Source organism: Pontibacterium granulatum, from assembly GCF_029961155.1.
Lineage (GTDB): Bacteria > Pseudomonadota > Gammaproteobacteria > Pseudomonadales > Balneatricaceae > Pontibacterium > Pontibacterium granulatum.
This window is the reverse complement of the sequence record NZ_JASBRH010000003.1, coordinates 25,125-36,860: the sequence shown is the minus strand read 5'-3', so window position 1 is coordinate 36,860 and position 11,736 is coordinate 25,125. Positions and strand designations below refer to the sequence as shown.

Genomic DNA, 11,736 nt, shown 5'->3' with positions numbered 1-11,736 from the left:
TATTGGCAAATAGGTTTTACGGCAGTTTGTGTACCTGCAGGTTCTCGCCTTCCAAACAGACATAGGCGGATTCCTGCCAGCACTTCTTCTGCAGTGAGTCGCTGAGGATAAAGTTACCGGCGATGGCGACCAGCTCGGCCGACAGATTCTGGCAAAAGATCTTTGCCCCGGTGTCGCCGTTAACACCGGCCAGCGCACGCCCGCGCAGGGCGCCGTAGATGTGGATATCACCACCGGCCAGCACCTCGGCCCCGGCACTCACCTGTGACAGCACCACCAGATCGCCTTCAGAGTACACTTGCTGACCGGAACGCACCGGACGGGTGATTATCTTGGTGGGGTGGCTCACCAGACGCTCTTCCACCACCTTCTTCACCACAACCGCTGCCTGTGCATCGGTTGGTTCGGCGGGGGGGCTCATGTCCAGCTCGGTGTTACGGGTATTGCTGGGTACCAGCGCCAGACCTGTCTCACGGGCCGCCGGAATCAATGGCTCCGGCACGCCACGCAGCGCCATCGGTTGCAGATGAAACTCGCGACAGATATCCACAATGGCACCGAAATCGGGAGTCTGGTCTTCCGCCAGTTTCTCCAGGCTGATCACAACCGGAGACTGCTGAAAGAACTGTGGCGCCTGACGCACTTTATCGCCCAGTAAGTCGGCGAAGTCGGCGGCAGAATCGTAGTGGTAAAGCTCGAGTACAACCGTGCTGACAGCGCTTCCTTTCAGCTGGAAGCAGGCATCGTTCATAGGTTTATCCTTAGCGGAATATATGCGGGAACTACACATGCCAAGCCTTGGCTCAGCGGGTTTAGCATTAAACCGTACTCAACCCGGTTTGGCAAAAGCTGTTTCAAATCAGTTGGTTGTGTTTTGAACAATATGAGTATTATTCAAACAGAAGCGTCTCAGAAGGCGTAAATCCCGGTTTATTGCGTAGTTTTACGTAAGGGTAGGGCGCGTTTTTACGCAGTCGCCTACGTAGTATTTGTGTTCGTTGTGCGAACTATTCCGAATGTTTGTTCATTAAAGAGGAAGGCACTCTGTAAGGGTCAAGCTCACCTCAGAATTTGAGTCCAAACCAAGGAATATAAGAACAATGCTAAAGCTCAACTTCACCAAGAAACTGATCGCTGCAGCCGCTTGTGTTGCCGCGCTGGCGGCGCCTGCCCAGGCGGCCGATAAAGTCTACCGTCTGAAGATGGCGGAAACCTGGCCAAGCAACTTCCCGATCTTTGGCGATGCGCCACGCAACATGGCCGCCATGGCCGAGAAGATGTCCAACGGCCGTCTGAAGATCACCATCGACTCCAAGAACAAGCACAAGGCGCCGTTGGGTATCTTCGATATGGTGCGTTCCGGTCAGTACGACATGGGGCACTCCGCGTCTTACTACTGGAAGGGCAAGGTGCCTAACACCCTGTACTTCACCACCATGCCATTTGGCATGACTGCGCCGGAGCAGTACGGCTGGTTCTATCACGGCGGTGGTATGGAATTGATGGAGAAGGTATACAGCAAGTACGGTTTGCTCAGCTTCCCGGGTGGTAACACGGGTAACCAGATGGGCGGTTGGTTCCAGAAAGAGATCAACTCGCTGGATGACCTGCAGGGTCTGAAGATGCGTATTCCGGGCTTTGCCGGTGAAGTGCTGGCGAAGCTGGGGGCCAAGCCGACCAACATCCCGGCGGGTGAGCTGTACACCGCACTGGAACGCCGCACGATCGACGCACTGGAGTGGGTCGGTCCATCCCTCGACCTGCGTATGGGTTTCCACAAGATCGCGCCGTACTACTACACCGGCTGGCATGAGCCTGCGACCGAACTGCAGTTCCTGGTGAACGAGCGTACCTGGAAAAAACTGCCGGCAGACCTGCAGGAGATCCTGCGTGTCGCGATGCGCACGGCGGCGTACGACATGTACATCCAGTCTTACCATGCATCTGCTGAGAACTGGGAGCAGATGAAAATGGCCTACCCGGAGATCCAGGTGAAGTCCTTCCCGTCTGACGTGATCGAAGCGATGAAGGCTGCAAACAACGAACTGCTGGCAGAGAAAGCCAAGGCTGACCCGCTGGCGAACGAGATCATCAAATCCCAGCTGTTCTACATGCAGAAATCCCGCGTGTGGACCGATATCTCCGACAAGGCGTATCTGAACAGCCTGTCCTCTAATTGATCTGCTCTAACCCTCCCCGCTGACAGGCTTCGCAGCCTGTCGGCTTCTCTCTTTACGAGGCGCTGTTATGTTTCTGCTCCGTCTGGAACGGGCGATTGATGCCTTCTCCGACCTGCTGGGGAAGATCGCTGCCCTGTTATTTGTGCTGATGCTGTTTAACGTCTTCTACGACGTGATCATGCGCTACCTGTTTAACGATGTGTCCATCGGTATGCAGGAGCTGGAATGGCACCTGTTTGCGGCCATGTTCATGCTGGGTGTGCCCTACACCCTGCGTACCGGTGGCCATGTGCGTGTCGACCTGATTTACGAAGGTCTGTCCGGCAATAAAAAAGCCTGGATCGACCTGCTTGGCGCCCTGCTGTTGCTGCTGCCGTTTGCGCTGCTGGTGGCCTGGTACGGCGTCGATTTTGCCCGCGAATCCTACGAGCTGGGCGAAACCTCCGGCGATCCGGGTGGTCTGCCGTACCGCTGGATTATCAAGGCTGTGATCCCGTTCACCTTCTTTGCCATCGCCATCAGTGGTGTCGGATTGGCGCTGCGCTCTATCAACACACTGCTGGGTCACCACAAGGTTGCCAGCTACCAGCCACCGTCGCACTAACAGGTAAGAGTTATGATCGGAATAGTGATGTTTTTTGTGGCGCTGGGGATGTTGCTGTTTGGCTTCCCGGTAGCCTTTACCTTTGGCGGCGTGGCGCTGCTGTTTGGTGTACTGGCGGAAGGCCCGGATATGTTTGCCTTCATGCCGTTCCGTATCCAGAGCATTATGGAAAACACGGTGCTGATGGCCGTACCGCTGTTTATCTTTATGGGCATCGTGCTGCAGAAAACCCGTCTGGCCGAGCAGCTGCTGGAATCCATGGGTAAACTGTTTGGCAGCGTGCGTGGCGGTCTGGCGATCTCCACCGTATTGGTGGGTGCGCTGCTGGCAGCCTCCACCGGTGTTGTGGGTGCCTCCGTGGTGGCAATGGGTCTGATCTCCCTGCCAGTGATGCTCAAATATAAATACGACAAATCCCTCGCCTGCGGCACCATCTGTGCCTCCGGTACCCTGGGCCAGATCATCCCGCCATCGATCATCCTGATCATTCTGGGGGACGTGCTGGGTATCCCGGTGGGTGACCTGTTTCAGGCTGCAGTCGGTCCGGGCTTTGTGCTGATCGGCGTGTATATCGTCTACATCTTGATCTACACCTGGCTGAAACCGGAATCCGCACCGGCGCTGCCGATGGATGAGGACGTGAACAGCAAGCGTGAGCAGTACGCCAAAGCGCTGAAAGCGATCATCCCGCCGCTGGCGCTGATCCTGATCGTACTGGGCTCTATCTTCGCCGGCATCGCCACCCCAACCGAATCCTCCGCATTGGGTGGTATCGGTGCGCTGGCACTGGCGGCAATGTACCGACAGTTCAGCTGGAAGATGGTGTTCGACTCAGCGTCTGAAACCGTAAAAGTGACCGCGATGGTATTTGCGATCCTGCTGGGTGCAACGGCCTTCTCCATGGCGTTTACCTACACCGGCGGTGACTACATCGTGGAAGAAGTGCTGTCTGACCTGCCAGGTGGCGCAACCGGCTTCCTGCTGCTCTCCATGCTGGCGATTCTGGTGCTGGGTTTCTTTATCGATTTCGTAGAGATCAGCTTCATCATCGTGCCGATTCTGGCACCGGTGGCCGATGCGCTGGGCATCGCCCCATTGTGGTTTGCGATCCTGATCGCCATGAACCTGCAGACCAGCTTCCTGACCCCACCGTTTGGCTTCAGTCTGTTCTACCTGAAAGGCGTGGCACCCCCTGAAGTGAAGACTGTGGATATCTATCGGGGTGTAATGCCGTTCATCCTGATGCAGGTAGCGGTGGTAGCGTCCATCCTGCTGTTCCCGGATTTCTATGGACTGACCTGACCATCCTTCTGTAGCAGCCCGCTCCGAGGGCGACCTGTTTAACCTTCGGTGGTTTGGTCGCGGTCGGAGCCCGCTGCTACAGGGTTAATGTTCCACCCCTCGGCAACACGGACACTGGACTTTACGTGTTGTCGATTCCTTCTGTCCTCATCTAGGAATGAGGGTTGCCCTCGGTGTGGTTTACCGCATCGGGGGATTTTTTTGGCTTTGAAGTGGCGCCCGCTTCTTTTGTAGGGCCGGGGCGTCGTCATCGAATGTGATCACCCTGCCAAACGCCCACCGGGCGTTCCGTCCTTCTCGTTCTTACCCATCGTATCGCCGCAAGGACCGTGGACACAGATCGCCTTGTCAGAGCTGCCTATACGGCAGTGAGCCGGGTTAGCCTTCAGCATAGCGGCGATCATCATTTCTGAGCTGCCTACACGGCAGTGAGCGGTGCTTTCGATATCGACTGTGATGCGGTGGATTTCTGAGCTGCCTATACGGCAGTGAGCACTGCGGGTATGGCATTTAAACCCCGGTATATTTTCTGAGCTGCCTACGCGGCAGTTAACATCAGCGAAGCTGAGCGCAATAGGCTAGTCGATTTCTGAGCTGCCTACACGGCAGTGAGCCTACGACGAGCAGATTCAGGGCATTGCTGAAATTTCTGAGCTGCCTATGCGGCAGTGAGCACCCAGGTCTGGGAATTTAACGAGCGTGACCATTTCTGAGCTGCCTATACGGCAGTGAGCACGTATATGTTTGAAGAGGTGATACTGAACGCTTTCTGAGCTGCCTATACGGCAGTGAGCTGATACTGCTTCTCAAGACGTTTATTCATCCATTTCTGAGCTGCCCACAAGGCAGTGAGCTGAATATGCGCGTGTCTGAGTTTATCGCGCTATTTCTGAGCTGCCCATACGGCAGTGAGCACCAATCAATTTCATCTCATCACCTCAAATTATTTCTGAGCTGCCTATACGGCAGTGAGCCTGGACGCACAAACAGGGGGATTCGATCACACTTTCTGAGCTGCCTTTACGGCAGTGAGCATGACTGATCGCGCGATACTGGTACACCTACTTTTCTGAGCTGCCTATACGGCAGTGAGCAACTGGTCGCCGGACATTGAGCAACGACTAGGTTTCTGAGCTGCCTATACGGCAGTGGGCTTAGGACTTGTCTTTAGGCACTGGCTTTTTCATTTCTGAGCTGCCTATACGGCAGTGAGCGTCAGTTCCTTCCTGACCATCTTTGTGAAATCTTTCTGAGCTGCCTATACGGCAGTGAGCGGGTGAAAGCCCAATGGGGCGCCTGATGGACTTTTCTGAGCTGCCTATACGGCAGTGAGCTTTATACGGATAACGAACCGCCCATCCCATCTTTTCTGAGCTGCCTATACGGCAGTGAGCTTGATTCCTCAATCGTCGTGCCGCCTTGAGTCATTTCTGAGCTGCCTATACGGCAGTGAGCTCGCGTCGAATATTTCGTCTGTTTCGTTTGCATTTCTGAGCTGCCTATACGGCAGTGAGCCCACCAACACGCCCGGGTGGGTTTTGTACTGCTTTCTGAGCTGCCTATACGGCAGTGAGCCTTATGCGGGCTTAGTCGCGGGCGGTATATTCTTTCTGAGCTGCCTATACGGCAGTGAGTGAGACGCCGACGCAGCCATAGTAGATGCGTTCTTTCTGAGCTGCCTATACGGCAGTGAGCTCGCGGTTATCGGTTTACGCTCGCACATATACTTTCTGAGCTGCCTATACGGCAGTGAGCCTGTTCATCACACCACCCCCACATTGTTTCATTTTCTGAGCTGCCTATACGGCAGTGAGCCGAGTCCGCGTTCGGCGTCAGGATCGCGTCCTTTTCTGAGCTGCCTATACGGCAGTGAGCACAGGATCGCGCCAATAAAACCGGCAATCACTTTTCTGAGCTGCCTATACGGCAGTGAGCGGAAGCGAATTAGAGCAATGATGGCTGAGTTTTTTCTGAGCTGCCTATACGGCAGTGAGCCTGTGTTACCAGCATGGCGTCTTCACCGAAGATTTCTGAGCTGCCTATACGGCAGTGAGCGATTGGGTAGCGTCCGTTACGGCTAAACTTGATTTCTGAGCTGCCTATACGGCAGTGAGCAACAAACTGCGTCTGTATTCTGCGTACCGTCTTTTCTGAGCTGCCTATACGGCAGTGAGCAACAAGCTCGTTTTAGTCCCTCCTTTTCGTCGTTTCTGAGCTGCCTATACGGCAGTGAGCGGCAGCAGTTGAGCCAACCAAACCACGATCCATTTCTGAGCTGCCTATACGGCAGTGAGCAAAACCGGCATCATCGAAGTGGTACGGCATAGTTTCTGAGCTGCCTATACGGCAGTGAGCGTACAGCGCATCATGCGCGCTACCCGATAAGATTTCTGAGCTGCCTATACGGCAGTGAGCCCGGATGATATAGACGACCACGGTTTAAGCGTTTTCTGAGCTGCCTATACGGCAGTGAGCCGCTTCAACCTCGCCAGCGCATTCAGGCGACATTTCTGAGCTGCCTATACGGCAGTGAGCCTTATCGATATTGGTGTTAACTTGTTGTTCCATTTCTGAGCTGCCTATACGGCAGTGAGCGCTTATACATCGACCTTTAGCATCGTAGTGCTTTTCTGAGCTGCCTATACGGCAGTGAGCTGTATATCCGCGCGGCGGGCATCGATCTGTGGTTTCTGAGCTGCCTATACGGCAGTGAGCGGTTGCGGTGATTGTTACGTCCTGTCCCTGATTTTCTGAGCTGCCTATACGGCAGTGAGCCGGAAGAAGACCCTGTTCCTTGACGGTGAAAATTTCTGAGCTGCCTATACGGCAGTGAGCTGACTGCGTTAGCGGTCACCACGTCACGGGTTTTTCTGAGCTGCCTATACGGCAGTGAGCTATCTGTTTTTAAAGCAGCGAAGGATCGATCATTTCTGAGCTGCCTATACGGCAGTGAGCGTATGGATAACTGCGCGCCTTTGATTTTTTCATTTCTGAGCTGCCTATACGGCAGTGAGCGCTGCTCTGTGGATGGGGTGATAACGGTGTTTTTTCTGAGCTGCCTATACGGCAGTGAGCCGAGTATCGATGAGAAATCGTCCTTCTTCATCTTTCTGAGCTGCCTATACGGCAGTGAGCACCACGAATTCATCCCCGTCCACCGCGAGTACTTTCTGAGCTGCCTATACGGCAGTGAGCCCAGATTGAGGAACTGGAGCCGTTGCAATTCTTTTCTGAGCTGCCTATACGGCAGTGAGCACCGCCGATGATCGCTTCATGGCCGATTGTCTTTTCTGAGCTGCCTATACGGCAGTGAGCTTTGTTGTATTGATCACGGTCATACACATAGTTTTCTGAGCTGCCTATACGGCAGTGAGCGTGTCGCCACCTCGCGCGGTGATGTCGTTTACTTTCTGAGCTGCCTATACGGCAGTGAGCTGGGTAGACAGTATCTGGCGGCATAGGGATGTTTTCTGAGCTGCCTATACGGCAGTGAGCAAGAACGATTTTCCTATAATTACCTGATTTTTAAAGAGCGGGGGGGAAAGTTAGCCGACTAACCCTTTTTTAGGGTGTCGGCTAACTTGTTGATTTTTAAGCCTTGGGATTAGGGCTAAAAAATAGGGTTAAAACCAGGGGACTGTAGCGGTGGTACTCAGGCCATAAGTGTTGAATTGGCCTGGAATTGGTTCTGCTTGCGGCGTCCCAAGTTCGATAAACTGAAGAAACGTATTGCCATTGCTTTGGCTGCGCAGGCAGATAAAAGGCAGGTCGGACCTACGTTCGACAGTATCGGGAATATAGGCGCAAGCTTCCTCGTAACTCTCACCCTTTCGCTTCATCCGTCGTCGGCGCAGGCGTTCCACATTGGTTTTGAATTGTTTGCGACTCAAGGTGCGATATTCAGCAGTCTCAGGAATATGCATCATCTCATTGATCTGCACATGATCACGCATCCCGCGTAACCAACCTGTATTGCTTAGCTTGTCCAGCATTGCGGGATCAGCGTGAATGCGTAGCGTATTGCCCAGCGTTTTTGGTTTTAGCGAATACTGAGGAAAGCTGACGCCTATACTGTTGGACTGAAGATCGGCTAACGCACGGTGAAGCTTGCTAAACAACGCGCCGAGCAACATGGACTCACTGAACTCAGGATCGGGTCGGACCCGGATCTCAATGTAGTGGGTTAGCATCAGTTGGCCTCCCCGAATACACCACCGCGAATAAGGATTGCCATTACAAAGTGCTGGTTCTCCTCGGAAGGAGCCTGGTCTTTAAGTAGCCAGTTGTCCAACAGGTTATAGAAGTCTGATTTCTGTTTCGGCTGACGGTACGCCGCGCCACGGGTTGTGACTGAACCGTAAGGCTCTACAGCTATTGGGCCTAAGTCTACAGTGGCTTCAGACTGTGGATACCACGTGTCAATGGTACGGATGGCGTTGCCGAGTTTCTGCGAGTGGATGCCGGCTACGTGGTTTACCGCATAGAGGGTTTTACTCTTATCTCCGCGTCCACGTTCGAGAACCAGTTCCTGGGATGGAAATACCTCTTGTCCGTCACCGAGGCGCGAAAAGGCGACCACCTCAAGCAGGATATGGCGCTCATTACACAACCCTTGTTCGATGTGTGCTGCCAATGCCTCCAGAGCTGATGCAGCCTCGCTGTCGACTTCAAAGCCCCGCAGTGATTGGTTGAGAGCATCAAAGGTCCAGCTTTGGGCCACATTGCCGTCTTCCAGTAAATTTACCTGCACTTCAACCTGCTCAGCACCGATACGGTTACGCCAGAGGAAACGGGCATTAGCGAGGTTATAGGCATAGCGGTAAGCCAATGTCTTAAAGCCGTAATTGCTGACGTATTCACGTACAACCGAGAGCAGGCGTTCCTGGTATGCGGAGTCGTTGCATGCAGACGGTGTGCCTGCGCCGCCCAGTACTCGAAGCGTGAAACGAGTTTTCAGGGTATCGGCGTTAGCTGGGAGTGAAGCAACATCAACGGTTTGCAGGTTAGGTTTATCGATCTGCGCGTCCAATTTGGCCGGGTCCTGATCTTTGGCTTTCAGGCGGTTGGAGATGGTACCGCGCACAGATTTTTCGTTTACCGTGATTGGCTTCCAATCTGGATGTTGGTTGCGTTGTTCCCAGCGGCCTGAGTACATCAGGGCGTCGGATGGGTCCAGTTTACGTTCAAATGCCAGAACAGAAGCGGTTTTCAGTGTGGTAGATTTAGACATTCTCAAATTCCTTTTTATTTAATCAGTTATCGCAGCTGCGGTGCGGAAATCGTTATTGAGTCGGTAGAGTCCTGCATCAAGATCGTTGTCGACATACCAGAGCATATCGTCGATGGACTGCAAGCGGTGAGGGCTGACCCACTGGCCTACAGAGTAGAGACTCTCTACAAAACGGAAAGGTGTGGTGTTGTCTCGGGTATTGGCGACGCTGCCCGCTTCGTAAAGCCGTGACAGGGCACCGTATCCAACCGGGATCGGGACGATCCATCCGGGCGCGCGTCTGGTTTGCCAATTCACTTCCTGCTGGGTGTTGCCTTTCTCATCGGTCACCTCTGTCTGACGACATTCGATGTTCAGTCGTGAGAGGTCCAGCCAGGCATCAAGCAGTGTGCTTTCAGAATTATCTGCGGCGAGTTTCTCATGGTGAGCGTGAAGCAGGTCATCGCGCAATACCAGTGCAAAACCTGGAAGCCAGCGCATCTTGAGGCGACGAAATTGCTTGTGCTTCTCCTCAGAATCTTCGCTGAGTGGGATAAGTTCCGGCTTACTTCGAGACTTACCACTAGACTCTGGAATCAAGCAGCCGCCGGCAATCCGCATACCGGAGGCTATCTTTGCGACCTCGTTCGCAACCTGATCGCGGTCAGCTCTTTCACCCAGGCAGGCCTCTCCTTCCACTGAAAGTACCAGTGTAACCTCCAGATGGATCCGCCCTTCCTCGACAATCGCAGCGGATTTACCTGCTTTGTCGACTGGATTACGAGTGAGGTTAAATCGGTGAACAAAATCTTGGGTTGTTTGTGCCTGGTACTGGTGACAGATCACACCGATCGACTTGAATTCAAGATCGATCTCTTCCGGTAGCTTTCGTTCCAGCGCGTGAATGAAGCCGATAAATGCACTCATCGCCGGAAAGCCCCAGGTCATAGGGCTGGAGATAGCGTTGGCATTTTGAATACGTAGCCGGGGAAGAATCAGCAGGTTGGTGGTATCAGACATAACTCAGATCCTCCTGTAGCAGATTCAGAGTTTTCTGTAGCTGTGTTTGCCAATACTGGTGTTCGGGGTCGCCAGTTTGAAGTGCTTTCTTGAGTTTCTGGTTCAGCCAGCGAGCAAAGGTGTCGGCAATCTCTTTCGGCCACGTATCGACTGCGGACTCAGAAGAGGGAAGTTCAGGTTGATAGTGGTGGGAATCCAGCCATTGTTTTTGAACATCAGGCAAATGGCATTCACTGGCACTGCTCCAACCAGGTTCAAGTTGCCTCGTTTCGTGCGTATACAGAATGAGTTCACCGATCAGTTGATCTAGCAGTTTGTCCCGGTGCTCCCGTACCTGCATCGTACTTTTGGTGTCTGCCGACAATAATCCGATCAGTTCTTTCAGTCCTGTACGTACCGCAGGGCGGCTGCTGAAACGAAAGAAGGCAGAACTGGTATTGAGGGGAGGCCGGATCTCACGGCTTTCCCACAGCGGAGGCAATGATGCGAGCAGGTAGTTGTTACCCCCACGTTCACTGTTTAGCTGTGAGATATTCTGAGGTTTGGTGCCCCCCAGCTTTTGTGTGGCAAGTTCAGGGTAGACGTGTACCGGACTATCTGACGCCATTTTATCTCTGTAGGCCGCACGTGCCGATTTACTCTCGTCGCTAAAGCGGGCGTGGTTTATGGTCTGAAATACCTTATGCGCCAGTGACGTAGCATAGAGAGGAGCCAAAAGGTGATAGTGGCTATCATCAGTACAGTCATCGCCACTAAGCCAATAGAGTTGCTTAGCTCGGGTATGGGATGCAGTCTCTCCCTTCTCCTCGGTGATCGATGAAAACGCGTGGACTAAGGATTCAGCGGTGCCCGTATCATCTGATAGGGCGGCTTTGAACGCAGCGTCTCCGTTGAGCGCGAGATTCAGCAATGTCGCATCGTTGTATTCCTGACGCAGAAATTTATACACATCCAGTGCTGCGGCATTTCCGACGACATCGCCGTTAAAGTCACGCTGTAGGATATGACTGCCCACGAAAGGGTGATTGTGTAGCTGTTCTGGTGGAGCATACAGATTGGTGCCTTTAGCATCCGGGTGGATGGCTTTCAGCGAATGCGTTACTACCTGCAACTGTGAAATGCGTCGCGCGGCATCTGCGAGCCAGTTATCGTACTGATATTGTTCCTGAAGTTTCTGATACTTGGGATCGTCGGGTGTTAGCTTCTCAAGCTTGCTTTGTAGGCGCTCCTGAATAAAGCCCTCCATAAGCTGGCGAAGCTCTCCTGATCCTTTAGGAGAATAAGACATATAAACTCTCGAATGAGTTGGGTTGTAAAGGTCTAAAAAGGCTAGTTCTAGTTTTTTAGAAGATCAAATAAAAATGTTTTTAAAAAAGATGTTGATAGGGCTTCTGCTTTTTCGAGTTTCAATTAGATTACTC

8 protein-coding genes and 1 CRISPR repeat array are annotated in these 11,736 nt (G+C 53.2%); of the genes, 3 read left to right on the top strand and 5 right to left on the bottom strand.

Annotation, left to right across the window (positions count from 1 at the left end; translation table 11 throughout):
- Positions 1 to 16: 16 nt before the first annotated feature.
- Positions 17 to 751 carry a septum site-determining protein MinC gene (gene minC, locus QKW35_RS03495; RefSeq protein ID WP_282350790.1) on the bottom strand — a complete coding sequence of 245 codons (735 nt, stop codon included), beginning with the start codon at positions 749 to 751 and terminating at the stop codon, positions 17 to 19.
- A gap of 349 nt (positions 752 to 1,100) precedes the next feature.
- On the opposite strand from minC, the gene QKW35_RS03490 reads away from it, so the two are divergent.
- The 3 genes from QKW35_RS03490 (at position 1,101) to QKW35_RS03480 (ending at position 4,086) form a co-directional block, all read left to right on the top strand.
- On the top strand, positions 1,101 to 2,180 hold the full coding sequence (locus QKW35_RS03490) for a TRAP transporter substrate-binding protein (RefSeq protein WP_282350789.1): 1,080 nt from the start codon (positions 1,101 to 1,103) through the stop codon (positions 2,178 to 2,180).
- 67 nt (positions 2,181 to 2,247) lie between these two features.
- The gene (locus tag QKW35_RS03485; protein WP_282350788.1) at positions 2,248 to 2,784 is read left to right on the top strand and encodes a TRAP transporter small permease subunit; all 537 of its coding nucleotides are present in this window, start codon (positions 2,248 to 2,250) and stop codon (positions 2,782 to 2,784) included.
- A 12-nt stretch (positions 2,785 to 2,796) separates the two neighbouring features.
- Entirely contained in the window at positions 2,797 to 4,086 is a 1,290-nt protein-coding gene (locus QKW35_RS03480; protein ID WP_282350787.1) for a TRAP transporter large permease, read from the top strand.
- 346 nt (positions 4,087 to 4,432) lie between these two features.
- Positions 4,433 to 7,581: direct repeats of the CRISPR family, unit length 28 nt; unit sequence TTTCTGAGCTGCCTATACGGCAGTGAGC.
- Positions 7,582 to 7,709: 128 nt separating this feature from the next.
- Here the strand turns inward: QKW35_RS03480 and cas6f are convergent.
- The 4 genes from cas6f to csy1 are packed head-to-tail and all read right to left on the bottom strand — an operon-like array spanning position 7,710 to position 11,603.
- Positions 7,710 to 8,276, bottom strand: a complete 567-nt coding sequence (gene cas6f / locus QKW35_RS03475; protein ID WP_282350786.1) for a type I-F CRISPR-associated endoribonuclease Cas6/Csy4 — start codon at positions 8,274 to 8,276, stop codon at positions 7,710 to 7,712.
- Positions 8,276 to 9,316: a type I-F CRISPR-associated protein Csy3 gene (gene csy3, locus QKW35_RS03470; protein WP_282350785.1), complete on the bottom strand. Its 1,041-nt coding sequence runs from the start codon at positions 9,314 to 9,316 to the stop codon at positions 8,276 to 8,278. The genes cas6f and csy3 overlap by 1 nt, the downstream gene beginning before the upstream one ends.
- An 18-nt stretch (positions 9,317 to 9,334) precedes the next feature.
- Positions 9,335 to 10,315 (bottom strand): type I-F CRISPR-associated protein Csy2, encoded by a 981-nt coding sequence (csy2, locus tag QKW35_RS03465; RefSeq protein ID WP_282350784.1) that lies wholly within the window; start codon positions 10,313 to 10,315, stop codon positions 9,335 to 9,337.
- Positions 10,308 to 11,603 (bottom strand): type I-F CRISPR-associated protein Csy1, encoded by a 1,296-nt coding sequence (gene csy1 / locus QKW35_RS03460; protein ID WP_282350783.1) that lies wholly within the window; start codon positions 11,601 to 11,603, stop codon positions 10,308 to 10,310. The genes csy2 and csy1 overlap by 8 nt, the downstream gene beginning before the upstream one ends.
- Positions 11,604 to 11,736 lie beyond the last annotated feature (133 nt).